This is a genomic window from Bacteroides sp. AM07-18 (genome assembly GCF_003602695.1).
Taxonomy (GTDB): Bacteria; Bacteroidota; Bacteroidia; order Bacteroidales; family Bacteroidaceae; genus Bacteroides; species Bacteroides uniformis.
In genome coordinates this window covers 21406-47192 of the sequence record NZ_QTLM01000016.1, presented here as the reverse complement: position 1 = coordinate 47192, position 25787 = coordinate 21406, and the positions used below count along the sequence as shown (strand labels likewise).

The 25787-nt window shown below is 45.3% G+C and carries 38 protein-coding genes; 34 read left to right on the top strand and 4 right to left on the bottom strand.

Features of this window, described 5'->3' with window-relative positions:
* The first annotated feature begins 2 nt into the window (after positions 1–2).
* The 26 genes from rplV (at position 3) to DW096_RS15930 (ending at position 13005) form a co-directional block, all read left to right on the top strand.
* Positions 3–413 (top strand): 50S ribosomal protein L22, encoded by a 411-nt coding sequence (rplV, locus tag DW096_RS16055; protein ID WP_004291236.1) that lies wholly within the window; start codon positions 3–5, stop codon positions 411–413.
* A gap of 5 nt (positions 414–418) precedes the next feature.
* Entirely contained in the window at positions 419–1150 is a 732-nt protein-coding gene (rpsC, locus tag DW096_RS16050; protein ID WP_004291235.1) for a 30S ribosomal protein S3, read from the top strand.
* A 21-nt stretch (positions 1151–1171) separates the two neighbouring features.
* Complete coding sequence (gene rplP / locus DW096_RS16045; RefSeq protein ID WP_004291234.1) at positions 1172–1606, top strand: 50S ribosomal protein L16; 435 nt, start codon at positions 1172–1174, stop codon at positions 1604–1606.
* A 5-nt stretch (positions 1607–1611) separates the two neighbouring features.
* Positions 1612–1809 (top strand): 50S ribosomal protein L29, encoded by a 198-nt coding sequence (rpmC, locus tag DW096_RS16040; protein ID WP_005825702.1) that lies wholly within the window; start codon positions 1612–1614, stop codon positions 1807–1809.
* A complete protein-coding gene (gene rpsQ, locus DW096_RS16035) occupies positions 1806–2075 on the top strand; it encodes a 30S ribosomal protein S17 (protein WP_005825701.1) in 270 nt (89 codons plus the stop codon). The genes rpmC and rpsQ overlap by 4 nt, the downstream gene beginning before the upstream one ends.
* A 2-nt stretch (positions 2076–2077) precedes the next feature.
* Entirely contained in the window at positions 2078–2443 is a 366-nt protein-coding gene (rplN, locus tag DW096_RS16030; protein ID WP_005825700.1) for a 50S ribosomal protein L14, read from the top strand.
* 20 nt (positions 2444–2463) lie between these two features.
* Positions 2464–2784: a 50S ribosomal protein L24 gene (rplX, locus tag DW096_RS16025; RefSeq protein ID WP_005825699.1), complete on the top strand. Its 321-nt coding sequence runs from the start codon at positions 2464–2466 to the stop codon at positions 2782–2784.
* Complete coding sequence (rplE, locus tag DW096_RS16020; RefSeq protein ID WP_005825698.1) at positions 2784–3341, top strand: 50S ribosomal protein L5; 558 nt, start codon at positions 2784–2786, stop codon at positions 3339–3341. The genes rplX and rplE overlap by 1 nt, the downstream gene beginning before the upstream one ends.
* Before the next feature lie 4 nt (positions 3342–3345).
* Positions 3346–3645 carry a 30S ribosomal protein S14 gene (gene rpsN, locus DW096_RS16015; RefSeq protein WP_005825697.1) on the top strand — a complete coding sequence of 100 codons (300 nt, stop codon included), beginning with the start codon at positions 3346–3348 and terminating at the stop codon, positions 3643–3645.
* 55 nt (positions 3646–3700) lie between these two features.
* A complete protein-coding gene (rpsH, locus tag DW096_RS16010; protein ID WP_004291226.1) occupies positions 3701–4096 on the top strand; it encodes a 30S ribosomal protein S8 in 396 nt (131 codons plus the stop codon).
* A 15-nt stretch (positions 4097–4111) separates the two neighbouring features.
* The gene (gene rplF / locus DW096_RS16005) at positions 4112–4681 is read left to right on the top strand and encodes a 50S ribosomal protein L6 (protein WP_009037301.1); all 570 of its coding nucleotides are present in this window, start codon (positions 4112–4114) and stop codon (positions 4679–4681) included.
* Between the two features lie 20 nt (positions 4682–4701).
* Positions 4702–5046, top strand: coding sequence for a 50S ribosomal protein L18 (gene rplR, locus DW096_RS16000; protein WP_005656518.1), 345 nt, complete (start codon positions 4702–4704; stop codon positions 5044–5046).
* A gap of 5 nt (positions 5047–5051) precedes the next feature.
* Positions 5052–5570 carry a 30S ribosomal protein S5 gene (rpsE, locus tag DW096_RS15995; protein WP_005825693.1) on the top strand — a complete coding sequence of 173 codons (519 nt, stop codon included), beginning with the start codon at positions 5052–5054 and terminating at the stop codon, positions 5568–5570.
* 11 nt (positions 5571–5581) lie between these two features.
* The gene (gene rpmD, locus DW096_RS15990) at positions 5582–5758 is read left to right on the top strand and encodes a 50S ribosomal protein L30 (protein ID WP_004291222.1); all 177 of its coding nucleotides are present in this window, start codon (positions 5582–5584) and stop codon (positions 5756–5758) included.
* A gap of 30 nt (positions 5759–5788) precedes the next feature.
* A complete protein-coding gene (gene rplO / locus DW096_RS15985) occupies positions 5789–6235 on the top strand; it encodes a 50S ribosomal protein L15 (protein WP_005825692.1) in 447 nt (148 codons plus the stop codon).
* 4 nt (positions 6236–6239) lie between these two features.
* A complete protein-coding gene (secY, locus tag DW096_RS15980; RefSeq protein WP_005825690.1) occupies positions 6240–7583 on the top strand; it encodes a preprotein translocase subunit SecY in 1344 nt (447 codons plus the stop codon).
* Between the two features lie 13 nt (positions 7584–7596).
* Complete coding sequence (gene map / locus DW096_RS15975) at positions 7597–8397, top strand: type I methionyl aminopeptidase (RefSeq protein WP_005825687.1); 801 nt, start codon at positions 7597–7599, stop codon at positions 8395–8397.
* A 9-nt stretch (positions 8398–8406) separates the two neighbouring features.
* On the top strand, positions 8407–8625 hold the full coding sequence (gene infA / locus DW096_RS15970) for a translation initiation factor IF-1 (RefSeq protein WP_002558052.1): 219 nt from the start codon (positions 8407–8409) through the stop codon (positions 8623–8625).
* 9 nt (positions 8626–8634) lie between these two features.
* A complete protein-coding gene (gene ykgO, locus DW096_RS15965; RefSeq protein ID WP_002558051.1) occupies positions 8635–8751 on the top strand; it encodes a type B 50S ribosomal protein L36 in 117 nt (38 codons plus the stop codon).
* Positions 8752–8785: 34 nt separating this feature from the next.
* Positions 8786–9166, top strand: a complete 381-nt coding sequence (gene rpsM / locus DW096_RS15960; RefSeq protein ID WP_004291218.1) for a 30S ribosomal protein S13 — start codon at positions 8786–8788, stop codon at positions 9164–9166.
* A gap of 11 nt (positions 9167–9177) precedes the next feature.
* Positions 9178–9567 carry a 30S ribosomal protein S11 gene (gene rpsK, locus DW096_RS15955; RefSeq protein WP_002558049.1) on the top strand — a complete coding sequence of 130 codons (390 nt, stop codon included), beginning with the start codon at positions 9178–9180 and terminating at the stop codon, positions 9565–9567.
* A gap of 117 nt (positions 9568–9684) precedes the next feature.
* Positions 9685–10290, top strand: coding sequence for a 30S ribosomal protein S4 (rpsD, locus tag DW096_RS15950; protein ID WP_005825685.1), 606 nt, complete (start codon positions 9685–9687; stop codon positions 10288–10290).
* Between the two features lie 11 nt (positions 10291–10301).
* The gene (locus DW096_RS15945; RefSeq protein WP_005825683.1) at positions 10302–11294 is read left to right on the top strand and encodes a DNA-directed RNA polymerase subunit alpha; all 993 of its coding nucleotides are present in this window, start codon (positions 10302–10304) and stop codon (positions 11292–11294) included.
* A gap of 3 nt (positions 11295–11297) precedes the next feature.
* Entirely contained in the window at positions 11298–11801 is a 504-nt protein-coding gene (rplQ, locus tag DW096_RS15940) for a 50S ribosomal protein L17 (RefSeq protein WP_005825680.1), read from the top strand.
* 141 nt (positions 11802–11942) lie between these two features.
* Positions 11943–12356: a hypothetical protein gene (locus DW096_RS15935; RefSeq protein WP_005825677.1), complete on the top strand. Its 414-nt coding sequence runs from the start codon at positions 11943–11945 to the stop codon at positions 12354–12356.
* A gap of 109 nt (positions 12357–12465) precedes the next feature.
* Positions 12466–13005: a hypothetical protein gene (locus DW096_RS15930; RefSeq protein ID WP_117963535.1), complete on the top strand. Its 540-nt coding sequence runs from the start codon at positions 12466–12468 to the stop codon at positions 13003–13005.
* Between the two features lie 40 nt (positions 13006–13045).
* On the opposite strand, the gene DW096_RS15925 is transcribed toward DW096_RS15930, so the two are convergent.
* On the bottom strand, positions 13046–14944 hold the full coding sequence (locus DW096_RS15925) for a MutS family DNA mismatch repair protein (protein WP_117963539.1): 1899 nt from the start codon (positions 14942–14944) through the stop codon (positions 13046–13048).
* Positions 14945–15070: 126 nt separating this feature from the next.
* Here DW096_RS15925 and DW096_RS15920 point away from each other — a divergent pair, with 126 nt between their 5' ends.
* Together DW096_RS15920 and DW096_RS15915 are read left to right on the top strand one after the other, a co-directional pair.
* Complete coding sequence (locus DW096_RS15920) at positions 15071–15715, top strand: DUF6563 family protein (RefSeq protein WP_034529315.1); 645 nt, start codon at positions 15071–15073, stop codon at positions 15713–15715.
* 11 nt (positions 15716–15726) lie between these two features.
* Positions 15727–16179: a DUF6078 family protein gene (locus DW096_RS15915; protein ID WP_117963536.1), complete on the top strand. Its 453-nt coding sequence runs from the start codon at positions 15727–15729 to the stop codon at positions 16177–16179.
* Between the two features lie 229 nt (positions 16180–16408).
* Here DW096_RS15915 and DW096_RS15910 read toward each other — a convergent pair whose 3' ends face one another.
* Positions 16409–17029, bottom strand: a complete 621-nt coding sequence (locus tag DW096_RS15910) for a lysine exporter LysO family protein (protein WP_005825665.1) — start codon at positions 17027–17029, stop codon at positions 16409–16411.
* Positions 17026–17304 (bottom strand): LysO family transporter, encoded by a 279-nt coding sequence (locus tag DW096_RS15905; protein ID WP_005825664.1) that lies wholly within the window; start codon positions 17302–17304, stop codon positions 17026–17028. Before DW096_RS15905 ends, DW096_RS15910 begins: the two co-directional genes overlap by 4 nt.
* A 433-nt stretch (positions 17305–17737) precedes the next feature.
* Between DW096_RS15905 and DW096_RS15895 the strand changes: the two genes are divergently transcribed.
* Positions 17738–18088 carry a lipocalin family protein gene (locus DW096_RS15895; RefSeq protein ID WP_005825659.1) on the top strand — a complete coding sequence of 117 codons (351 nt, stop codon included), beginning with the start codon at positions 17738–17740 and terminating at the stop codon, positions 18086–18088.
* 27 nt (positions 18089–18115) lie between these two features.
* On the opposite strand, the gene DW096_RS15890 is transcribed toward DW096_RS15895, so the two are convergent.
* Entirely contained in the window at positions 18116–18853 is a 738-nt protein-coding gene (locus DW096_RS15890) for a hypothetical protein (RefSeq protein ID WP_016271991.1), read from the bottom strand.
* 311 nt (positions 18854–19164) lie between these two features.
* Here DW096_RS15890 and DW096_RS15885 point away from each other — a divergent pair, with 311 nt between their 5' ends.
* From DW096_RS15885 to hutH, 5 genes are all read left to right on the top strand, one after another.
* A complete protein-coding gene (locus DW096_RS15885) occupies positions 19165–21147 on the top strand; it encodes a urocanate hydratase (protein WP_120028816.1) in 1983 nt (660 codons plus the stop codon).
* A 147-nt stretch (positions 21148–21294) separates the two neighbouring features.
* Complete coding sequence (gene ftcD, locus DW096_RS15880) at positions 21295–22185, top strand: glutamate formimidoyltransferase (RefSeq protein ID WP_005833514.1); 891 nt, start codon at positions 21295–21297, stop codon at positions 22183–22185.
* Between the two features lie 63 nt (positions 22186–22248).
* Positions 22249–23502, top strand: a complete 1254-nt coding sequence (gene hutI / locus DW096_RS15875) for an imidazolonepropionase (RefSeq protein ID WP_118930941.1) — start codon at positions 22249–22251, stop codon at positions 23500–23502.
* A gap of 48 nt (positions 23503–23550) precedes the next feature.
* A complete protein-coding gene (locus tag DW096_RS15870) occupies positions 23551–24180 on the top strand; it encodes a cyclodeaminase/cyclohydrolase family protein (protein WP_005825652.1) in 630 nt (209 codons plus the stop codon).
* The gene (hutH, locus tag DW096_RS15865) at positions 24177–25673 is read left to right on the top strand and encodes a histidine ammonia-lyase (RefSeq protein WP_005825651.1); all 1497 of its coding nucleotides are present in this window, start codon (positions 24177–24179) and stop codon (positions 25671–25673) included. The genes DW096_RS15870 and hutH overlap by 4 nt, the downstream gene beginning before the upstream one ends.
* Positions 25674–25787 lie beyond the last annotated feature (114 nt).

The following is a 25787-nucleotide window of genomic DNA, read 5'->3' as shown; positions in this document are numbered from 1 at the left end:
TAATGGGAGCAAGAAAAAAAATATCGGCTGAAAAAAGAAAAGAAGCCCTTAAGACCATGTATTTTGCGAAATTGCAAAATGTTCCTACTTCCCCCCGTAAAATGCGTCTCGTGGCTGACATGATTCGCGGGATGGAGGTGAACAGAGCACTCGGCGTTTTGAAGTTCTCTTCAAAAGAGGCTGCCGCAAGAGTGGAAAAGTTGCTGCGCTCTGCAATTGCTAACTGGGAGCAGAAAAACGAACGTAAAGCTGAAAGTGGCGAGCTGTTCGTAACCAAGATTTTTGTTGATGGTGGTGCTACACTCAAAAGAATGAGACCGGCTCCGCAGGGTAGAGGTTACAGAATTCGTAAACGTTCAAACCACGTAACGTTGTTCGTTGGTTCTAAAAGTAATAACGAAGATCAAAATTAAGGTAAATGGGACAAAAAGTTAATCCAATAAGCAACCGTTTAGGAATTATCAGAGGATGGGATTCCAATTGGTATGGTGGAAAGAATTACGGCGATTCTCTGCTGGAAGATAGCAAGATTCGTAAATATTTGAACGCTCGTCTGGCAAAGGCTAGTGTGTCAAGAATTGTAATTGAACGTACACTGAAACTCGTGACTATTACCGTTTGTACTGCACGTCCGGGTATCATTATCGGCAAAGGTGGCCAAGAAGTTGACAAGTTGAAAGAGGAGTTGAAGAAGGTTACTGATAAGGATATTCAGATTAATATCTTCGAAGTTAAGAGACCAGAGTTGGATGCTGTTATCGTGGCTAACAACATTGCCCGTCAGGTTGAAGGCAAAATAGCCTACCGTCGTGCCATCAAGATGGCTATTGCCAATACAATGCGTATGGGTGCGGAAGGTATCAAGATTCAGATTTCAGGACGTTTGAATGGTGCAGAAATGGCCCGTTCTGAAATGTATAAGGAAGGAAGAACTCCGTTGCACACTTTCAGAGCAGATATCGACTATTGTCATGCAGAAGCATTGACTAAGGTTGGTCTTCTCGGCATTAAAGTTTGGATTTGTAGAGGTGAAGTTTATGGTAAGAAGGAGTTGGCTCCGAACTTTACGCAAAGCAAGGAAAGTGGTCGTGGAAGCAATAGCGGAAACAATGGCGGAAAGAACTTCAAAAGAAAGAAAAATAATCGCTAACGAATTTGATTTTTAGGAATTATGTTACAACCGAAAAAAACAAAATTCAGAAGACAACAAAAAGGCCGTCAAAAGGGTAATGCCCAAAGAGGAAACCAGTTGGCTTTCGGATCTTTTGGTATTAAGGCCTTGGAAACGAAATGGATTACAGGCCGTCAGATTGAAGCTGCGCGTATTGCAGTGACAAGATATATGCAACGTCAAGGACAGATTTGGATTCGTATTTTCCCCGACAAACCTATCACCAGAAAGCCTGCTGATGTGCGTATGGGTAAGGGTAAGGGTGCGCCGGAAGGATTCGTAGCGCCTGTTACACCGGGTAGAATTATTATCGAAGCCGAAGGAGTATCTTATGAAATCGCTAAAGAAGCTTTGCGCTTGGCTGCACAGAAGCTTCCTATCACAACTAAGTTTGTGGTTAGACGTGATTATGATATTCAAAATCAAAATGCGTAAGAAGTATGAAAACAGCAGAAATTAAAGAGATGCCTACCAGTGACTTGGTAGAAAGAGTTGAAGCAGAAGTAGCTAATTACAACCAAGTGATTTTAAATCATTCTATTTCTCCTTTGGATAATCCTGCTCAGATCAAACAATTACGCAGGACTATTGCGCGTATGAAGACTGAATTACGCCAAAGAGAACTTAACAATAAATGATGAGCTTGATGGAAGCAAGAAATTTAAGAAAAGAAAGAACTGGGGTTGTGCTGAGCAACAAGATGGATAAGACCATTACAGTAGCAGCTAAGTTTAAGGAGAAACACCCCATATATGGTAAGTTCGTTAGCAAGACGAAGAAGTACCATGCTCATGATGAAAAGAATGAGTGCAATATCGGCGATACTGTACACATCATGGAAACTCGTCCTTTGAGCAAGACTAAGAGATGGAGATTGGTAGAAATAATTGAAAGAGCTAAGTAATTATGATACAAGTAGAATCCAGACTTACAGTATGTGATAATAGTGGGGCAAAAGAGGCTCTCTGTATCCGCGTTTTGGGTGGTACAGGTCGTCGCTATGCTTCAGTAGGGGACGTGATTGTCGTTTCTGTTAAGAGCGTTATCCCTTCAAGTGATATTAAAAAAGGTGCAGTGTCTAAAGCTTTGATCGTACGTACTAAGAAAGAAATCCGTCGTGCTGATGGCTCTTACATACGTTTTGATGATAATGCTTGCGTGTTGTTGAACAATGCAGGTGAAATTAGAGGTAGTCGTATTTTCGGTCCGGTAGCTCGTGAACTTCGTGCTACTAACATGAAAGTTGTGTCACTCGCTCCTGAAGTACTTTAATATTGTAAAAGATTTGAGTAATGAGTAAATTACATATTAAAAAAGGCGATACAGTTTATGTAAACTCCGGTGAAGACAAGGGTAAGACTGGTCGTGTATTGAAGGTTCTTGTTGATAAAAACCGCGCAATCGTTGAAGGTATCAACATGGTGTCTAAGAGCACAAAACCGAATGCTAAGAACCCGCAAGGTGGTATTGTGAAGCAAGAAGCTTCTATCCACTTGTCAAACTTGAACCCCGTTGATCCAAAGACTGGCAAAGCAACGCGTGTTGGTAGAAAAGTAAGTGCTGAAGGCACTTTAGTGCGTTATTCTAAAAAATCAGGAGAGGAGATTAAGTAATGAGTAATACTGCTAGCCTTAAGAAAGAATATGCAGAGCGTATTGCGCCTGCATTGAAATCACAGTTCCAGTATTCTTCTTCTATGCAGATACCCGTACTTAAGAAGATTGTTATCAATCAGGGTCTGGGTATGGCTGTTGCCGACAAGAAGATTATTGAAGTGGCAATTAATGAAATGACTACTATCACTGGCCAGAAAGCCGTGGCAACCATTTCTCGTAAGGATATTGCAAACTTTAAGTTGCGTAAGAAAATGCCGATTGGCGTTATGGTAACTCTGCGTCGTGAGAGAATGTACGAATTCCTTGAAAAGTTGGTTCGTGTAGCTCTGCCTCGTATCCGCGACTTCAAGGGTATTGAAAGTAAGTTCGATGGTAAGGGTAACTATACCCTTGGTATTCAGGAACAAATCATTTTCCCTGAAATTAATATCGATAGTATTACTAGAATTCTCGGAATGAATATTACCTTTGTAACCTCTGCGCAAACAGATGAAGAAGGGTATGCCTTGTTGAAAGAATTCGGTTTACCGTTTAAAAACGCTAAAAAAGATTGATAATATGGCAAAGGAATCAATGAAAGCACGCGAAGTAAAGCGTGCTAAATTAGTAGCCAGATATGCCGAGAAAAGAGCTGCGTTGAAGCAAATCGTTAGAACCGGTGATCCTGCTGAAGCTTTTGAAGCTGCACAGAAATTGCAGGATTTGCCTAAAAATTCTAACCCGATTCGCATGCACAACCGTTGCAAGCTGACAGGTCGTCCCAAAGGATATATCCGTCAGTTTGGCATCTCCAGAATCCAGTTCCGTGAGATGGCTTCTAACGGTCTTATTCCCGGTGTAAAGAAAGCAAGCTGGTAATTATTGTTTTTAAATATTGTCAGGGTAGGCCTGATTAATTTAATTTATTTTTTATATGACTGATCCAATAGCAGATTATTTGACGAGGTTGCGGAACGCTATTCAAGCGAAGCACAGAGTTGTGGAAGTTCCGGCTTCTAATTTGAAAAAAGAAATCACTAAGATTCTTTTTGAAAAGGGCTACATTCTTAATTATAAGTTTGTAGAAGATGGTCCTCAAGGTACAATCAAAGTTGCCTTGAAGTATGATCCGGTAAACAAGGTTAACGCAATCAAGAAGCTGGAGAGAATCTCTTCTCCGGGTTTGCGTCAATATACCGGTTATAAAGACATGCCGCGTGTTATTAATGGTTTGGGTATTGCTATAATATCTACTTCCAAGGGTGTAATGACCAACAAAGAAGCCGCTGAACTGAAGATTGGTGGTGAAGTTTTGTGTTATGTATATTAATAGGAGGAATTAGCAATGTCAAGAATAGGAAAATTACCCATTAGTGTTCCCGCTGGAGTAACAGTTACTCTGAAAGATGACGTGGTTACCGTTAAGGGACCCAAAGGCGAAATGAGCCAATATGTAAATCCTGCTATCAATGTTACCATCGAAGACGGTCATGTTGTTTTGGCTGAGAATGAAAATGCAATGCTGGATAACCCCAAGCAAAAGCATGCATTCCATGGATTATACCGTTCATTGGTGCACAACATGGTTGTTGGTGTATCAGAAGGATATAAGAAAGAATTGGAACTTGTCGGTGTAGGTTACCGTGCCTCTAACCAGGGAAATATCATTGAACTGGCTTTAGGTTATACTCACAGTATCTTTATACAGTTGCCTCCTGAAGTTAAAGTTGAGACTAAGTCTGAAAGAAACAAGAATCCTTTGATTATATTGGAATCTTGCGACAAGCAGTTACTTGGTCAAGTTTGCTCTAAAATACGTTCTTTCCGTAAGCCTGAACCGTATAAGGGTAAGGGTATTAAGTTTGTTGGCGAAGAAATTCGTAGAAAGTCTGGTAAATCAGCTGGTGCTAAATAATCATTTAAATTGATATTATTATGACAACAAAAATAGAAAGACGAATTAAGATCAAATATAGAGTACGCAACAAAATTTCAGGTACTACTGAATGCCCGCGTATGAGTGTATTTAGAAGTAACAAGCAAATCTATGTTCAGATTATCGATGACTTGTCCGGTAAGACATTGGCTGCCGCTTCTTCGTTGGGTATGACTGAAAAAATGCCTAAGAAGGAACAAGCTGCTAAAGTAGGTGAACTGATTGCGAAAAAAGCTCAGGAAGCAGGTATTACTACTGTTGTTTTCGACCGTAATGGTTACTTGTATCATGGGAGAGTAAAAGAGGTGGCTGATGCTGCCCGTAACGGTGGACTTAAATTTTAATCATTATGGCAGGACTTAATAATAGAGTTAAGATTACAAACGATATAGAGCTGAAAGACAGATTGGTTGCTATTAATCGTGTAACCAAAGTAACCAAAGGTGGTAGAACTTTTAGTTTCTCTGCTATTGTGGTAGTAGGAAACGAAGAAGGCATCATCGGTTGGGGCCTTGGTAAAGCTGGTGAAGTAACCGCTGCTATTGCCAAAGGTGTTGAATCTGCAAAGAAAAACCTGACAAGAGTGCCTGTACTGAAAGGTACAGTTCCTCACGAACAGTCTGCAAAGTTCGGTGGCGCTGAAGTATTTATTAAACCGGCTTCTCACGGTACTGGTGTTGTTGCTGGCGGTGCAATGCGTGCCGTATTGGAAAGTGTTGGTGTAACAGACGTTTTGGCTAAGTCAAAAGGTTCTTCCAACCCGCACAACTTGGTAAAGGCTACTATCTTGGCATTGAGTGAAATGCGCGATGCTCGTATGGTTGCCCAGAACAGAGGAGTTAGTATGGAAAAAGTATTTAGAGGATAAGGAGGAAGAATATGTCGACTATAAAGATTAAACAAGTTAAAAGTAGAATTGGTGCTCCTGCTGATCAGAAGAGAACTCTCGATGCACTGGGACTTCATAAGTTGAATCGTGTGGTTGAACACGAATGCACTCCTTCAATTCTTGGAATGGTGGATAAGGTTAAACACTTGGTTACCATTGTTAAGTAATTATTTGTTGAATATAAAACGAATTACAATATGAACTTAAGTAATTTAAAACCTGCAGAGGGATCTACTAAAACAAGAAAGAGAATTGGACGTGGTCCGGGTTCTGGCTTGGGAGGTACTTCTACTAGAGGTCATAAAGGAGCTAAATCAAGATCTGGATACTCTAAGAAAATCGGTTTTGAAGGTGGTCAGATGCCTCTTCAACGTCGTGTACCTAAGTTTGGCTTTAAAAATATCAATCGTGTAGAGTATAAGGCTATCAACTTGGATACAATTCAGAAATTGGCTGAAGCAAAGAACTTGCAGACTGTAGGTATCAGTGACTTCATTGCTGCTGGTTTCATTTCTGCAAGCCAGTTGGTAAAAGTATTAGGTAACGGAACTTTGACTGCTAAGTTGGATGTACAAGCACATGCATTTTCTAAGACTGCTGTTGCTGCCATCGAAGCTGCTGGTGGACAAGTAGTAAAACTCTAATTCAATGAGAAAAGCTATTGAAACATTAAAGAATATATGGAAAATTGAGGATCTGAGACAACGGATCCTCATTACCATATTGTTTGTGGCAATCTACCGTTTTGGTTCGTATGTCGTTTTGCCGGGTATCAATCCGTCAATGCTGACACAATTGCATCAACAGACAAGCGAAGGTCTTTTAGCCTTGTTAAATATGTTTTCCGGAGGAGCATTTTCCAATGCCTCTATTTTTGCATTGGGTATCATGCCGTACATCTCTGCCTCCATTGTGATTCAGTTGCTGGGTATTGCGGTTCCGTATTTCCAGAAATTGCAGCGCGAAGGTGAGAGTGGTAGAAGAAAAATGAATCAATATACTCGTTATCTGACGATTCTTATTCTTTTGGTTCAGGCTCCTTCTTATTTGCTCAATCTTAAGATGCAGGCTGGTCCTTCTTTAAATGCTTCATTAGATTGGACTCTGTTTATGTTTACTTCTACCATTATTTTAGCGGCTGGAAGTATGTTTATTTTGTGGCTTGGTGAGAGAATTACGGATAAGGGTATCGGTAATGGTATTTCGCTGATTATCATGATTGGTATCATCGCCCGTCTGCCACAGTCCTTATTCCAGGAATTGATTTCCCGTATGACGGACAAGACTGGTGGTCTGGTAATGTTCTTGATTGAGCTTGTTGTTCTGCTGGTTGTTATTGCATTCGCTATTCTTTTGGTGCAGGGAACTAGAAAGATTCCTGTACAATATGCGAAGAAGATCGTGGGTAACAAGCAATATGGCGGTGCTAGACAGTATATTCCTTTGAAGGTGAATGCTGCTAACGTGATGCCTATCATTTTTGCTCAGGCTATCATGTTTATTCCTATCACTCTTGTTGGGTTCTCAAATGTAAATGATGCAAGTGGTTTCGTACGTGCATTGACTGATCATACAAGCTTTTGGTATAATTTGATTTTTGCAGTGTTGATTATATTGTTTACGTATTTCTATACTGCAATTACTATTAACCCGACTCAGATGGCTGAAGATATGAAGAGAAACAATGGTTTTATTCCGGGTATCAAGCCAGGAAAGCAAACTGCTGAGTATATTGACGTGATTATGTCGCGTATTACTTTGCCTGGTTCTTTCTTCTTGGCCTTGGTTGCCATTATGCCTGCGTTTGCCGGTATATTCGGTGTGAAAGCTGAGTTTGCTCAATTCTTTGGCGGTACATCTTTGTTAATCCTTGTGGGTGTGGTGCTTGATACTCTCCAGCAGGTAGAAAGTCATTTGTTGATGAGACACTATGACGGTTTGCTGAAATCCGGACGTATTAAAGGCCGCAGTGGTAATGTAGCTGCATATTAATCTTTTTTGAAGAATGATATTTCTTAAAACAGAAGATGAAATAGAGCTGCTCCGCAAGAGTAATTTGCTTGTTGGAAAGACGTTGGCTGAGATAGCTAAGGTTATAAAGCCCGGAGTGACAACAAAAGAGCTGGATAGGGTGGCGGAAGAGTTCATCAGAGACAATGGTGCTGTTCCAACCTTTAAAGGTTTTCCTAATCAATATGGCGATCCGTTTCCAGCTTCTATTTGCACATCTGTAAATGACCAGGTGGTACATGGTATTCCGGGAGATGATGTGGTACTGAAAGATGGTGATATCGTGTCTGTTGATTGTGGTACTTACATGAATGGCTTTTGTGGCGACTCAGCCTATACGTTTTGTGTAGGTGAAGTTGACGAAGAAGTCCGCAAATTACTGAAGGTTACTAAAGAAGCATTGTACATAGGGATACAGAATGCCGTTCACGGCAAGCGGTTGGGTGATATCGGTTATGCGATACAGCAGCACTGCGAATCTAATTCTTATGGTGTGGTGCGTGAGTTTGTGGGTCACGGAATAGGCAAGGAAATGCATGAAGATCCTCAGGTTCCCAATTACGGAAAGCGTGGTTATGGGACAATGCTGAAGAAAGGCTTGTGCATTGCCATTGAACCGATGATAACTTTAGGTAACCGACAAATACTCATGGAGCGTGATGGCTGGACGGTGAGGACAAAAGACCGCAAGTGTGCAGCTCATTTTGAACATACGATAGCAGTCGGCACTGGTGAAGCTGATATATTGTCATCATTCGAGTTCATTGAAGAAGTATTAGGAGATAAAGCAATTTAAGAAATTAATATGGCAAAGCAATCTGCAATAGAACAAGATGGAGTTATAGTTGAAGCATTGTCTAATGCAATGTTTCGTGTTGAATTAGAAAACGGACATGAGATTACTGCACATATTTCCGGTAAGATGCGGATGCATTACATCAAAATCCTGCCAGGGGATAAAGTAAGAGTCGAAATGTCTCCTTACGATTTATCGAAAGGAAGAATTGTATTTAGATATAAATAAAATTAAGATATGAAAGTAAGAGCATCCTTAAAGAAACGTACGCCAGAGTGTAAGATCGTTAGACGTAATGGCCGTTTGTATGTTATTAACAAGAAAAATCCTAAGTATAAACAACGTCAAGGATAATATTATTATTTTTGCAAAAAAAATAATTTAGTATATGGCTATAAGAATAGTTGGTGTCGATTTGCCTCAAAACAAGAGAGGTGAAGTTGCGTTGACCTATGTATATGGTATAGGTCGTAGTAGTTCAGCAAAAATTTTGGATAAAGCAGGTGTTGACAGAGACCTGAAAGTAAAAGACTGGACGGATGATCAGGCTGCCAAGATTCGTGAGATCATTGGTGCAGAGTATAAGGTTGAAGGTGATCTTCGTTCTGAAGTTCAATTGAACATTAAGCGTTTAATGGATATCGGTTGTTATCGTGGTGTTCGTCATCGTATTGGTCTTCCAGTAAGAGGTCAGAGCACAAAGAACAATGCCCGTACTCGTAAGGGTAGAAAGAAAACCGTTGCTAATAAGAAAAAAGCTACTAAATAATAATTGTTGATATGGCAAAAAAAACAGTTGCAGCAAAAAAGAGAAATGTGAAGGTTGATGCTAATGGACAGTTGCATGTTCATTCATCTTTTAACAACATTATTGTTTCTCTGGCAAACAGCGAAGGTCAGATCATTTCTTGGTCTTCTGCCGGAAAGATGGGTTTTAGAGGTTCAAAGAAGAACACTCCCTACGCAGCACAGATGGCTGCTCAAGATTGTGCTAAGATAGCATACGATCTTGGCTTGAGAAAGGTAAAAGCATATGTGAAGGGCCCGGGTAACGGACGTGAGTCTGCTATTAGAACTATCCACGGTGCAGGTATCGAGGTTACTGAAATCATTGACGTAACTCCGCTTCCGCACAACGGTTGTCGTCCTCCGAAAAGACGTAGAGTTTAAAATTTACCTTTAATAGAAGTGAGACTTGATTTTGTTATTGGATTGTAAACTTTCTCTCTGCAATCGCGGCTGCAACAAACCCAAGTTCATGAATAAACAATTAAATATTTAAAAGAAATGGCTAGATATACTGGACCAAAATCAAGAATAGCCCGTAAATTCGGTGAAGGTATCTTTGGAGCAGATAAAGTATTGTCAAAGAAGAACTATCCTCCCGGACAGCACGGTAATTCCAGAAAGAGAAAGACTTCTGAATACGGTGTTCAACTTCGTGAGAAACAGAAAGCCAAATATACTTATGGCGTTTTGGAAAAACAATTCCGCAACTTGTTTGAGAAGGCTGAGACTGCTAAAGGTATTACTGGTGAAATCCTTCTCCAATTGTTGGAAGGTCGCCTTGACAATATCGTATTCCGTTTGGGTATTGCTCCTACTCGCGCAGCTGCTCGTCAGTTGGTGAGCCACAAGCACATTACTGTAGACGGTGAGGTTGTGAATATTCCTTCTTATGCAGTGAAACCGGGTCAGGTGATCGGTGTTCGTGAAAGATCCAAATCATTGGAAGTTATCGCTAATTCACTGGCTGGCTTTAACCATAGCAAATATCCTTGGTTGGAATGGGATGATAACTCTAAGGTAGGCAAATTGCTGCATGTACCTGAAAGAGCAGACATTCCTGAAAACATTAAAGAGCATTTGATCGTAGAATTGTATTCTAAATAATAATTAATTTCATGGCGATATTAGCATTTCAAAAACCTGATAAAGTATTAATGTTGGAAGCGGACTCTAGATTCGGAAAATTCGAATTTCGTCCGTTGGAGCCCGGTTTCGGTATTACCGTGGGTAATGCACTGCGCCGCATCCTGCTTTCTTCATTGGAAGGTTTTGCTATCACTACTATCAAGATAGACGGTGTTGAGCATGAATTTTCCAGTGTTCCGGGGGCAAAAGAGGATGTTACTAACATTATCTTGAATCTGAAACAAGTGAGATTCAAGCAAGTAGTTGAAGAATTCGAGAGTGAGAAAGTAAGTATTACAGTCGAGAATTCAAGTGAATTTAAAGCAGGTGACATAGGTAAGTATTTGACTGGATTTGAAGTGTTAAATCCTGAATTAGTTATTTGTCATTTAGATTCAAAGTCGACTATGCAGATAGATATTACGATCAACAAAGGTCGTGGTTATGTTCCTGCTGACGAAAACCGCGAATATTGCACCGATGTGAACGTAATTCCTATCGATTCTATTTATACTCCGATACGTAATGTGAAGTATCAGGTAGAGAACTTCCGTGTAGAGCAGAAGACCGACTACGAGAAACTGGTACTTGAGATTACTACCGACGGTTCCATTCATCCGAAAGAAGCCCTGAAAGAAGCTGCAAAGATTCTGATTTATCACTTCATGCTTTTCTCTGACGAGAAGATCACGCTGGAAACAAATGATGTTGACGGCAATGAAGAGTTTGATGAAGAAGTATTGCACATGCGTCAGTTGCTGAAGACTAAGCTCGTTGATATGGATCTCTCTGTACGTGCCCTCAACTGTCTGAAGGCTGCAGATGTAGAGACTCTTGGTGACTTGGTACAATTCAACAAGACGGATTTGCTGAAATTCAGAAACTTCGGAAAGAAATCGCTTACCGAGCTTGATGATTTGCTGGAAAGTCTGAATCTGTCGTTTGGAACTGATATTTCTAAATATAAATTAGATAAAGAATAAAAAATGAGACATAATAAGAAATTCAACCATTTGGGTCGTACTGCCTCTCATAGAAACGCTATGTTGGCTAATATGGCGTGTTCTTTGATTAAGCACAAAAGAATCACTACGACCGTTGCAAAGGCTAAAGCTTTGAAGAAGTTTGTTGAGCCTTTGATTACAAAGGCTAAAGACGATACGACTAATTCCCGTCGTGTTGTATTTAGCAATTTGCAAGACAAGTATGCTGTAACTGAATTGTTTAAAGAAATCTCTGTGAAGATTGCTGATCGTCCGGGTGGTTACACTCGTATTATCAAGACTGGTAACCGTTTGGGTGACAACGCTGAAATGTGCTTCATTGAACTCGTTGACTACAACGAAAACATGGCTAAGGAAAAGGTTGCCAAGAAGGCTACTCGTACCCGCCGTTCAAAGAAAGCTGCTGCTACTGAAGCTACTCCTGCTGCAGAAACTGCTGCACCAGTTGCAGAAGCTCCTGCTGCTGAGGAAGCTAAAGCTGAATAATTCAACTATTCTTTTTATATATAGAAGCCGTTCCAATTTGTTTGGAGCGGCTTTTTATTTCCTATAAATCATCCAAGAAACATTAAAAGATGTGTGCATTAAACAAATTCCTGAAAGAAACTGTTATATTTGCACATAGATATGGCTAAATTCTTAAGATTCATAGGATTCATGGTGCTTGCATTGGCTTTATGGCAGACTGTAAGCGATACATTTGCCAATAAAGCGGCGAGTGGTGGGAATGTTGTGAGTGAGAATACTATTGCCGTACATGAGCAGACTGATGCCTATATTGCGATGCCTCAATTGCCTTATCTGCCGGATGCAGAGCTGGCGGGCATGGGTGGACAATTACATTCGCTGACGTACTCCCGTATACAGCGCATTTCTACCACGGAATATATATTTTCTTTAAAGGACTGGATTGACAAACTGGCCCAGCGAGCGGCTGTTTTGTCTCTGCATCGTGAGAAACTCTATGATGCCACTGCCTATTATCGTTGCCAGCCGGTGTGCGAATATTACATTTTCACGCTAAGGCGTATTCTCATTTAGTGTTTTATTGAATCTTCCTTTTTCCCTTGTGTATGGTCAGACTATGTGTTTTTGCAGGGAAATACTGTATTTTCTATTTCTAATAAATTCATTAAAACATATTATAATTATGGCAACTCAAACTATTGACGCAACTCTTTTTGCGTCTTCACATCCCGATATTGTAAAGCGTACCAGTGTTTCAGGACTTATCTTTTCAGTAGCTATGCTGCTGGTCGGTGTTTTTATTTTTGCATCCATTTTTGAGGTGAGTGATAAATCTTCCACTCTCAGCATGGCTTTGATGGTGCTGGGTACGGCATTCGTCTTGCTTGGCGTGTTCCGTCTGTTTTGGAAATCGAAGGAAGTGGTCTATTTGCCGACGGGCAGTGTGACCAAGGAACGCAGTGTTTTCTTCGATTTGAAATATTTGGGCAAACTTACAGATATGATTGAGAATGAACAGCTGAATGGCGAGACTGAAATAAAAAGTAGCGGCAGTGGAAATGTGCGCATGGATGTCATGATTTCGCAGGACAATAAATTTGCGGCTGTACAGTTGTATCAGTTTGTGCCTTACACGTATACTCCGGTAACTTCCGTACGCTACTATACGGGTAGCGATGCGGTTGCAGTATCTACTTTCCTGGAGAAATGTAAAACAGCATAATCAGTCAAAGAGTTAGACTTGACTTTAACTGTGGTGGGGATTAGTCGGCAACGGCAATCCCCATTTTTTTCATCAGGAAGCAGGCGTTCATATTCTGGGCGATGCCTGGGCGCAAGCGGTAGGAGAATGTCAGTTCATTGTCTGTAATGTCTGCTTCGAAGCGATAGTTGCGGATGTCATCGGGGAAGAGGTCGATGAGTGTTCCCAGCAGTAGGTCGTGGGTGGCAATGATGCCATTGGCCTGCAAAGTCATGAATTGCTTGATAAGGGCAAAGGAGCCTTTCTGCTTGTCCATGGAGTTGGTACCTTTCAGAATTTCGTCGAGGATGATGAAAAGCTCCTCACCAGCCTGCAGCTTGTCTATGATGAGTTTCAGACGTTTGAGTTCGGCAAAGAAGTAGGACTCGTTGTCGTTCAGTGAATCCGAGGTACGCAGGCTAGTGATGAGCCGGGCCGGGCATATTTCCATTTGGCGGGCACAGACGGGGGCGCCGATGCAGGCAAGGAGGTAATTGATGCCCACCGTACGCAGATAGGTGCTTTTCCCTGCCATGTTGGCGCCGGTGACGATGATGAAAAACGGTCGTTTCACCATGTCGATGTCATTGCGGACACAGCGGTCTCGGTTCATCAGCGGATGGCCCAGGGCTTCGGCACGGAGACGGAAGGAGGAAGGGGCATTGATGGGTGCTTCCGTTTCAGAATTGCTTTCTTCTTCTTTATTCAGGTTTCCTTTCCCCTTTCTTTCCGCTTGAACTATCTTTGGGTAAATATAGTCCGGATGATTATAGGCAAATGTTGCCAGTGAGTTGAGCGCATCCATTTGTCCGATGGCATCGAGCCACCCGGGCAGTTCAGCGGCATATTGCTCTTTCCAGGTTTCAATGCGCATGATTTGACGCAGCTCCCAGAAGAAGAGGCCGTTCAGAATGACGTACATAAAGACATTGTTGCGTTGGTCGAGTTCATCCATGAGCTTGTTCAGCCTGCTGATGGAGTGGGAGGCTTTCCGTTTTTCTCCGCCAATCTGTTGTTTTATCTCTTTGAGCAGGGTGGCTTGTGCAGGCTGCTTTTCCATGAGGTGGAGCAGGGCGGCGTAGGTGGAGAGAATTTGCAGTTTTTTGCCATAGATGGCCTGCATCTTGGTGACTTTGCCAGTGAAGCCGAAGCCGGCGATGACGAAGCAGGTCCAGATGATGCCGTAGATACTTGCGGACAGAATTCCTGCCATGACGAGTGCGAGGCAGATGAGGTTGGCTCCCGTCACCAGTACCGGCAGGAGGCGCAGTAATTTCCGGCTCCGGAAGATGCTCGGACTTTCCGCCCATTGGCACAGTTCTGTTTCATCGGCGGCTTTTCCTTTGTACAGCAGGCCGAGGATACGGAAGCGCTGACGGAATTTCAGTTCCGGAGCCAGTTCACTGACGGCTTCTTGTCGGCGGATGATTTCTTCCTTTCTCTCGAGATGTTTCCCCAGCCAGTGGGCGAGGCGGTGTTTCCCGGGCTGTGTGCAGGTACGGTTGATGTACTGGAAAAGGGAATGCGGACCGAAAACATCCAAATCATAGGTGTAGAGATGGGTGGGGTCGATGTATGCTTCGCCGTCATCGAAAGAAGACGTATCGTAATCCAGAGCGGCGAGTTCCTGCTCGTTGATTTCCATCTTCTTTTCTAGATAGTCCTTGCGATGGAACAGCCGGTTGTGGTATTTCATTAAAAATAGGAACGGCAGTAGGGTGATGAGGGCAATGCAGGCCAGTATACCCCAGCTCTCGCTCCAGAAATAGATAATTCCTACTACTCCTGCCACAAATAGCAGCAGGCGCAGGCTGCCGATGCGGTAAATCTTCTGTTGTACTTTATTCAGTTCTTGTCTTGCCTCTTCTGCCGTGTTGCGGTAGACGGCGCTGATTTTATCTATCGTATTTATTTGCTCCATACATGTTAAGTTTAAGGCAAAGATATACATTTCCAATTGTTTTTTCCGCGATTTTTTGTCTACTTCCGATAAAAAATGTACCTTTCGCTCACTAAAACAAAGTTTCAGAAAAGAGGAGGTTGGGATATGAAGAAGAGTTGGTTGTCAGGCGTTCTGATGTTGCTGGCGGTTTTGCCGGTGGGGGCGCAACAGGTAATGTATTCCAATCTGAAAGAGTTGGTGGAGAACCGTGGCGATACGGTTACCACACTGAAGATTGAGAAGCGTACAAAGAACCAGATTTACCTCATGGGCGGTGCCGATTATCGTATTACGGTAGACGACAATCCCGGTCTTTGCCGTTATTTGAAGTCCCGTTGTTATGCTGTACGGGTAGATACCTCGCTTTATGTCAATTGCCGTAAGATGCGCTATAAGCGTTATCGCTTCGGGCAGTGGTATGCACCTGCCATGTGGCTCGGCGGCAAGGTTTACTTCTGTGCACAGCCTGTGGGACAAGCAGCCACCAGTACCATGACTCCCGATGATGCCACACGATTGGGCGGTGAAGTGGGAGACGCCATCAATGCTTCGGGACTGGTGCATGCCCGCGTCTATTACGAACTGAATCCCGAAACCGGAAAGTCCGAGTTCGTGGGACGTGAGCGAATGATGCAATTGCTTGCCGGATACCCGACACTGCACGCCGAATTCGAGAAAGAAACAAGCGAGTCGGCAGAGGTCATCGGCAAGTATCTGCGTGCACTCCGTCCATTAATCACTAATCATTAATCATTAATAAGATGATATTATTGCAAGACGTGCCCGATGGGTACGAATACTGCTTTGCGGGTAACGGAAAGTGCCCCAAAGCCTCTTCCTGCCTGCGGGCGATAGCGGCACAACTGTTGTCCGAGAGTGAAGGCCCCCAGCCACAGTCCGTTCGTGCGGTGAATCCTTTTTATGTCGGCAGCTTGTCCGGGTCCTCCACCTGTGCCTGTTACCGCTCCAGCGAGCAGCTGCACTATGCCCGCGGTATGACACGCCTTTTCGACGAAGTACCCGCCAAGCTGCTTTTCACCGTGCGCCATCGCGTGATGGGATGCTTCTCTTGTGAACGCTATTACTATCATTGCCGCAAGGGCGAGCGCCCTATCTCTCCCGAAGAACAGCAGCGGATAGCCCGGGTATTCAAAGCGGTAGGCATAGGCACCAAGCCTAAGTTCGACCACTACGAGTATGCGGTAGCTTGGTGACCGGCTGCAAAGTCACTGCACACCTTTTGCAGCGTCACTGCAAACCCGTTGCAGTCGCGCTGCAAAGCAGTTGCAGTATCACTGCAAATAGGTATGCAGTGATGCTGCAAACGGTATGCAGTGGCACTGCAAAATGCATGCACTCACTTTGCAGTGAGAAGTCGCTGTTGTTCACGTTGTTACAGTATGAATACAATGAGGCCTTATCTCCCTCTTTTCGGCCTGCTGTTTACAGATTGCAGAAGAAGGATACGAATACCGGTACACTCATATCAATTAATATTCCGTGGAATATAGCGATAGGAATCACGTCCTTTCCGGAATATTGGGTGATGGAGGGTAGAAGTACATCCATCGAATTGACCCCTGCCGCCGATATAGGTGCCAGTTTGCCGAAATATTTCCGGATGAGCGGTGCACCCAGCAAAGCCATCATTTCACGGAAGATATTGGCAAGCAGGGCGATGGTGCCCAGCTCCGTGGCGAGTTGCAGGCCTATGGAAGGTTCCTTGAATTGCGTAATCAGAATGGAGGAAAGCGAATAATAAGCAAATCCGCTACCCACCGCCATGCAGTCGAACACACTCCATTGGCTCAACAGCAGACTGGCGAAGGCGGAGAACAACAGCGTTCCCACAATGGTGGCCATCGGCACCAAAAGCATTTTGGGCCGCAGGCTCTTGACCAGCTCCTTCAGTTTCTTGTTGCTCCCGATGCCGATGCCCACCTGGAACATCAATGCATAGAGCACATACATGGATAAGTCGTGCAGGTCGAACTGAAAATCATTGGCTACTCCCATCAGGCAGCCGGCACAGAAAAATGCAACAACCGTCAAACTTCCCTTCATCTCTTCTCTCCTTTCTTGAAAAATAGGTGAAACACCATCAGTGAGGCCAGCATACTGCCCGTAATGCTCAGTGAGGCCAGTACGGCGGCCTGCCACCCGAATCTTCCCAGATTGTCAACAATCAGACGGTTGGAACCGATGGATACGCCGAGTACAAAGAGCAGCAGTAAGATGGTGAGCGAGGCGCTTTTCTCCACTTTTTGCAACATCTGTACGTTACGCATCAGGTATCCGATACCGATTCCTATAAACATGATAGATATAATTGTAAACATAAGTTTTCTTCTTCTTTTTGGTGAATACATAGGTTAGTCCGGTTTTTCCGAATGGAAACCCCATACACGGCATTTCTCCCTCCTTTTCTCGGTAAGGGAAGTGCAAAATAGTAAAATGTAAATTGCAGGGTAGTTAAATGAATCCGCTGAACCAATGTACGTGCACTATGAAATGGCCGCATAAGGTCTTGTTGCCCCATGCAGCATTGCGCGTATTGTATGTTGTAGTTAAGGACTGGTTCATATCGTTTTTTGAATTTCGGCGCAAAGGTAATGCTAGCTTGAATAATTTCCAAATAAATATTCATAATTTGTTTTGTGAAAAGACTCTTCAATATATGGAAGCTCCCGTAAAAACATTATTTTTGCAGGAACATAGAGGAAATACAAGAGTTCCTTTGTTTAGAAATATAGTTTTAAAAAGAAAAGAGACATGAAAAGATTGAGAGATTTAACTGCTGTTCTTGGCATGGTTGCTTTGACTGCTTGCAACAATGCCTCCATTGAAGGCTCTTGGGTGGAGCCGGTTCCGGGAATGTCCGGTATGCAACAAGGTTTCGTTCTTGATGGGGACGGAAGCGCCTCTTCCATTAACATGGCCACCTTGAAATATGAGGCATGGAAAAAAGTAGGAAACCGGTTGTTACTTTCAGGTACCAGCATCGGCAATCACCAGAATATTTCTTTTACGGATACGCTGACAATAGAAAAACTGACGCAGGACAGTCTGACTCTTAAAAGAGGAGAGCTACTCTTGAGGTATGCCAAAACCAACGAAGACTGAATAAAGAAAAAAATGCTTTGATTTTGGTTATTTAGTCTCGGGGCTGGGTTTCAAGAAGTCGTTCCGGCTCATTCTTCTCAGATGCTTCTTTTTGCTTCCGTCATCAATGACGAGGGTCAGCGAATCGCTCCATTGTTGGAGAGAAGATAGAGAAGAGATATCGCATGATACGGTACGGAAGTGATGGCTTGTTTTTGTCCATCCGTCGGGAATGCGCGGATTGTAGCAAAGTTGCAGTCTGAGCGTGTCCGGTTCCTGCTTGGTTGCGTCGTATACCAGATTCACTTCTCCGTTGTGGATTTCGCCGTTTATGTGGTTGAAGGTGGAGAATCCGGCCTGTAAATCCACATAGCCGTAAGAGGCATAATCTATAGACAATGATTGGGGAATAGTACAATTTTCATTGCCGGTGATGTGTCCGGCATCCGCTTCCTCCTGGGTGAGGGGATGAACTGTTTCGTATGCCTCTATTGTATAGACCTGCGCATTGTCGATATATTTCATGCCATTGGTAGAGGTGGTCCAGTCGTCTTCTGTGTAATAAAAGTTGAAGTAACCCCGTTCCTTGCCGGCAAGTTCCTTGCTGTGCGAAACAACCAGACCGGCATAGTGTCTCTGGTAGCAGTAGAAACCGTTTTCTGCATCTCCCACGATGGTGGCCACGTTGGCAAATCCTCTGGAACCGTCGTCCTTCATAAGGTCTGTGCAACTAGCACAGCTAAGCATGCCGATTGTCAGGATGATACTTGATAGTAAGTTTTTCATAGTTATATTCTTTTGGCTTTTAATGATTTTATCTCGTCTTTTTTTGGAAGAGTTTCACAAATATAGAGATTATTTTGATAAAATGTAGTGTGTGGAGGCAAAAACATCTGAAATGTTTGCAGGTTCTGGGATAATCTCTGATAAAAGCGTTGTAACAAACAGCGGGGGGCGGGCGAAGTGTTTTGGTCGGTTTCTGACTAAAAGATAAATAATCCTGGCATTCCATTGCGAATATCGGGATTTATTTCTATATTGCGGCAAATATAGCCTTCGTGGGCTGACACTTTGTAAATCCTTAATCTTTATAGGACATGGAGATAACCTTAAGTAAAACATTGCCTTCCTATCCTTCCTTTGTCGAGGGTATCCGGCGGGCACCCGACCGTGGCTACACCCTTACCCCTGCGCAGACGGCTACGGCATTGAAGAACGCTTTGCGCTACATCCCCAAAGAGCTGCACGAAACCCTCGCTCCGGAGTTCATGGAAGAACTGCGTACACGTGGACGTATCTATGGCTACCGCTACCGCCCGCAGGGCGACCTCAAAGCGAAACCCATCGACGAATACAAGGGGAACTGCATTGAAGGCAAGGCATTCCAGGTGATGATTGACAATAATCTTTGTTTCGACATCGCCCTTTATCCGTATGAATTAGTTACCTATGGTGAGACGGGACAGGTCTGCCAGAACTGGATGCAATACCGGCTCATCAAGCAGTACCTCGAAGTGTTGACGCGCGAACAGACACTGGTCATCGAAAGCGGACATCCGTTGGGGCTTTTCAAGTCCAAGCCCGAGGCGCCCCGTGTCATCATTACCAATGCGCTGATGGTGGGGCTCTATGATAATCAGAAGGACTGGCACACCGCTATGCAGATGGGCGTTGCCAACTACGGGCAGATGACTGCCGGCGGCTGGATGTACATCGGTCCGCAGGGTATCGTGCACGGCACGTTCAATACGTTGCTGAATGCAGGCCGTCTGAAACTGGGCATTCCGCAAGATGGCGATTTGCGCGGACGCTTGTTTGTTTCTTCCGGTCTGGGAGGCATGAGCGGTGCGCAGCCCAAAGCTGCCGAGATGGCAGGGGCGGCGGCAATCATTGCCGAGGTGGATGCTTCCCGCATCGAAACCCGCCATACCCAGGGCTGGGTGGGACACGTTACAGATTCTCTGGAAGAAGCCTTTTCGCTGGCTCGACAAGCTATGGACGAGTGTCGCCCGGTTTCTGTGGCCTATCACGGCAATGTCGTCGATTTGCTGGAATATGCGGTGCAGAAGCAGTTGCACATAGATTTACTTTCCGACCAGACTTCCTGCCATGCCACCTATGAGGGCGGTTACTGTCCTGCCGGACTGACGTTTGAGCAGCGTACCCATATGCTGCACGAGAATCCGTCGAAGTTCCGGTGTCTGGTGGATGCTTCCTTGGAGCGTCATTTCAAGGCTATAAAAAGGCTGGTGGAACACGGCGCGTACTTCTTCGATTATGGGAACTCCTTCATGAAAGCCGTCTACGATGCCGGCGTGAGCGAAATTGCTCGGGACGGAGATGATAAGAACGGCTTCATCTTTCCCAGCTATGTGGAAGACATAATGGGACCGGAACTGTTTGATTATGGTTATGGTCCGTTCCGCTGGGTGTGCCTCAGTGGAAAACATGAAGACTTGGTGAAGACCGACCGTGCGGCGATGGAATGTATCGACCCTACACGTCGCGGGCAAGATTTGGATAACTATAATTGGATTCGTGATGCGGAGAAAAACAACTTGGTGGTAGGCACGCAGGCTCGTATTCTTTATCAGGATGCCGTGGGACGTATGAATATAGCTTTGCGCTTCAATGAAATGGTGCGTAAGGGAGAGGTCGGCCCCATTATGTTGGGACGCGACCATCACGATGTCAGCGGTACAGACTCTCCATTCCGTGAAACATCCAATATCAAGGACGGCAGTAATGTCATGGCAGATATGGCGGTGCAGTGTTTTGCTGGAAACTGTGCGCGTGGCATGAGCTTGGTGGCCTTGCACAATGGAGGTGGCGTAGGTATCGGAAAAGCCATCAACGGCGGTTTCGGCATGGTGTGCGACGGCAGTGAGCGGGTAGACGAAATCCTGCGTTCCGCTATGTTGTGGGATGTGATGGGTGGTGTGGCCCGCCGTTCGTGGGCACGCAATCCGCATGCCATGGAGACGAGCGAGGAGTTTAACCGTACGCATGCAGACGGCTATTATATCACGATGCCGTATGTGGCTGATGAGAAGTTGGTGCAGAAAGTGGTGAAGGAGTAAGTAAAGTGATGATTTCATTTTTTAGACGCGGATAACGCGGATTTTTTCTTTCAAAAGAATCCCGACGTCTCTGTATTCCGATAAAAAGAATCCGCGTCATCTGCGTCTGAAAAATCAGAGTATATATATTTTTTTTTAAAGAGCATTATGAATAAGATTATGGAATGCGTCCCCAATTTCAGCGAAGGGCGCGATTTGCAGAAGATAGATAAGATAGTAGCTCCTTTTCGGGGCAAACAAGGTGTGAAACTGTTGGATTACAGTAACGATGAAGACCACAACCGCCTTGTGGTGACCGTAGTGGGCGAGCCGGAACCGCTTCGTGATGCTGTACTCGAAGCTATCGGCGTGGCGGTAGAGCTGATAGACCTCAATCACCATCAGGGACAGCATCCTCGTATGGGTGCTGTAGATGTAGTACCTTTTATCCCCATCCGGAATGTGACGATGGAAGAAGCCGTTGCCCTCTCCAAAGAAGTGGGCAAGGAGGTTGCAAAACGTTACAATCTTCCCGTCTTCTTATATGAAAAGTCTGCTTCTGCCCCTCATCGGGAGAATTTGGCTGCTGTCCGTAAAGGGGAGTTCGAAGGTATGGCCGAGAAGATAAAGCAACCGGAATGGCATCCCGACTTCGGACTGGCCGAACGTCATCCCACCGCAGGCACAGTGGCTATCGGTGCCCGCATGCCTTTGGTGGCTTATAACATCAACCTCAATACCCCCAGTCTGGAGATAGCCCATGACATCGCTAAGAAAATCCGTTTCATCGGCGGAGGACTGCGTTATTGCAAGGCAATGGGAGTGGAGTTGAAGGACCGCGGCATCACGCAGGTATCCATCAACATGACGGACTATACCCGCACCGCCCTCTACCGTGCCTTCGAGCTGGTGCGTGTGGAAGCCCGCCGCTACGGCGTCAGCATTGTGGGCAGTGAAATTATCGGTCTGGTGCCGATGGAGGCCTTGATAGATACAGCGTCCTACTATCTGGGATTGGAGAACTTCTCCATGGAGCAAGTCTTAGAAGCACGAATGTAACCGAATTAAATAGTACTAACTTAATTCCCCTCCCTACGGGGGAGGGGTTAGGAGAGAGGCTTTATGACAGAAAACCTTATTATATTCAATACCCGTGTAGTGACCCCCCTCGGCTTTTCTGCCCGTTGCGGCAAGGAGATGGAGCAACTGAGCATCATCGACAATGCTACGGTGGAAGTGACCGACGGTGTCATCACCTACGTCGGTCCCAACCGTGGAGAGGAGCGTGACGGCTATTATCAGCACTACTGGCATTACAATGCCCGCGGCAAGTGTCTGCTACCCGGCTTTGTGGACTCACACACACATTTTGTGTTTGGTGGCGAGCGTGCCGAGGAGTTCTCCTGGCGTTTGAAGGGAGAGAGTTACATGTCCATCATGGAACGTGGAGGAGGCATCGTGAGTACGGTGAAAGCTACCCGTGCATGTAATTTCATCCAGCTGCGCAGCAAGGCGGAGGGCTTTCTGAAGCAGATGAGTGCTATGGGAGTGACTACCGTAGAGGGAAAGAGCGGCTACGGTCTGGACAAGGAAACCGAGCTCCTGCAGCTTCGGGTGATGCGTAGCCTTAATAATGACGAGCACAAGCGTGTAGACGTTGTCTCCACTTTTCTCGGTGCACATGCTGTGCCTGCAGAATACAACGGACAGACGGACGAGTACGTGGACTACATTATCCGCGAAGTGATGCCCGTAGTGGTTCATAATAATTTGGCAGAGTTCTGCGATGTCTTCTGTGAGCAGGGCGTTTTCTCCATCGAGCAGTCCCGTCGCCTTTTGCTGGCAGCCAAGGAAATGGGACTTGTCTTGAAACTCCATGCCGACGAGATTGTACCATTAGGGGGTGCCGGACTGGCTGCTGAACTTTCTGCCGTCTCTGCCGACCATCTGCTGCATGCTTCGGATGCGGACATCCGCGCCATGGCCGACAAGGGAGTTGTGGCGACCCTTCTTCCGCTGACAGCCTTTGCTTTGAAGGAACCCTATGCTCGTGGGCGCGAAATGATTGATGCTGGTTGTGCCGTGGCCCTTGCCACCGACCTCAATCCGGGCAGTTGTTTCTCCGGTTCCATCCCCCTGACATTTGCCTTGGCGTGCATTTATATGAAAATGAGTATTGAAGAGGCCATCACTGCTCTGACCTTGAACGGTGCGGCCGCTCTGAACCGTGCGGACAGCATTGGTAGTATCGAGGTGGGCAAGAAAGGAGACTTCGTAGTGCTCAATACGGATAATTATCACTTTTTACCTTATTATGTAGGTATGAATTGTGTCAATACCACCATAAAGGGGGGAGTGCTTTATCCTGTACTTTAAGAAGTGCTGATATCCCCTCTTAATCCTTAATCTTTAATATTTAATATCATGTTAGTTGATTTGACAGTAAAGGAATTTTTGAATAAAGTGGCGGGTAGCGATCCCGTCCCCGGTGGCGGTAGTATTGCCGCTTTGAACGGTGCTATTGCTTCTGCTCTTGCCGCTATGGTTGCTAACCTCACCATCGGTAAGAAAGGTTATGAACTTCACGAAGAGCTGATGCGCCATATCTCCGGAGTTGCCTTGCAGCAAAAGGGGGCTTTTGTAGAAGATATAGACCGCGACTCTGAAGCCTACGACAAGGTGTTTGCCTGCTTCAAGATGCCGAAAGCTACGGATGAGGAAAAGGCGGCGCGCAGTACTGCCATCCAGGCGGCTACCAAGTTTGCCGCCCTTGTTCCCATGCAGGTGGCACGCAATGCGTATGAGCTGATGACGGTTATCATGGATGTAGCTCGCCTGGGCAACCGCAATGCCGTTACGGATGCTTGTGTGGCCATGATGTCTGCCCGTTCGGCTGTGCTGGGCGCACTGATGAATGTACGCATCAACCTGGGTTCGCTGAAGGACAAGGAGTTTGTGTCCAAGCTCCAAAGTGAAGCCGACGAATTGGAACACTTGGCTTGTGCGAAAGAAAAGGAATTGTTGGACGAAATCAATCAAGAGCTGAAAGTATGAACAATGTCTATTATGTAGGTTCCGGTGAGTTGACCTTCGACCTCATCGAACGTATCATCAATGAAAATCTGAAACTGGAGCTGGCTCCGGAAGCCAAGCTGCGGATACAGAAGTGCCGCGATTATCTGGACAAGAAGATTGCGGAGTCGGAAGAACCCTTGTATGGCATTACCACCGGTTTCGGCTCGTTGTGCAGTAAGAGCATTTCGTCGGACGAGCTGGGCACCTTGCAGGAAAATCTCATCAAGAGCCATGCTTGCAGTGTGGGCGAGGAGATACGCCCGGTCATCATCAAACTGATGATGTTGCTCAAGGCGCATGCTCTCTCTTTGGGGCATAGCGGTGTGCAGGTCATCACCGTGCAGCGCATCCTCGATTTCTTCAATAACGACGTGATGCCTATCGTTTATGACCGTGGCTCACTGGGCGCCTCCGGTGACCTGGCTCCTCTGGCCAACCTCTTCCTGCCGCTTATCGGTGTGGGCGATGTCTATTATAAAGGAAAGAAGCGCGAGGCTATCAGTGTGCTCGATGAGTTCGGTTGGGAACCGGTGAAGCTGATGAGTAAAGAGGGATTGGCATTACTCAACGGCACCCAGTTTATGAGTGCCAACGGTGTCTTTGCTCTTCTCAAAGCCTTCCGTCTCTCCAAGAAAGCCGACTTGATTGCCGCCCTCTCCCTGGAAGCTTTCGACGGGCGTATAGATCCGTTTATGGACTGTATCCAGCAGATTCGTCCACACAAGGGCCAGATAGAAACGGGTGCCAACTTCCGCAAACTATTGGAAGGCAGCGAGCTGATAGCCCGTCCCAAGCAGCATGTACAAGACCCTTATTCGTTCCGTTGCATCCCTCAGGTGCATGGGGCCACGAAAGACGCCATCCGTTACGTGGCTTCCGTCCTGCTGACGGAAATCAATTCTGTGACGGACAATCCCACCATCTTCCCCGATGAGGACCGTATCATCTCGGGCGGTAACTTCCACGGCCAGCCGCTTGCCATTTCCTACGACTTTCTCGGCATTGCCCTGGCAGAGCTGGGCAATATATCCGAGCGGCGCATCGCCCAGCTTATCATGGGGCTGCGTGGACTTCCGGAATTCCTTGTGGCCAATCCCGGTCTGAACTCCGGTTTCATGATTCCGCAATATGCTGCCGCGTCTATGGTAAGCCAGAATAAGATGTACTGCTATGCCGCCAGCAGCGACTCCATCGTTTCCTCCAACGGGCAGGAAGACCATGTCAGCATGGGTGCCAATGCAGCTACTAAGCTTTATCGCATTATGGACAATCTGGAGCATATCCTTGCCATCGAACTGATGAATGCCGCTCAAGGCATCGACTTCCGCCGTCCGGCAAAGACTTCTCCGGTTCTGGAGCGTTTCCTGCACGAATATCGCAAGGAAGTCCCTTTTGTGAAGGAAGACATCGTGATGTATAAGGAAATCCATAAGACAGTCGCTTTCCTCAACCGGACAAAGTTTGATTATTAGGAACTTCCCAATAAATCTGCCAGAAACATAATAATTATTAATCTGTTAACAATAAGAAAGGAAACTTAATTGGCGAATTGAGTTTTCTTTCTATATTTGTCCCGTTTTATTCCG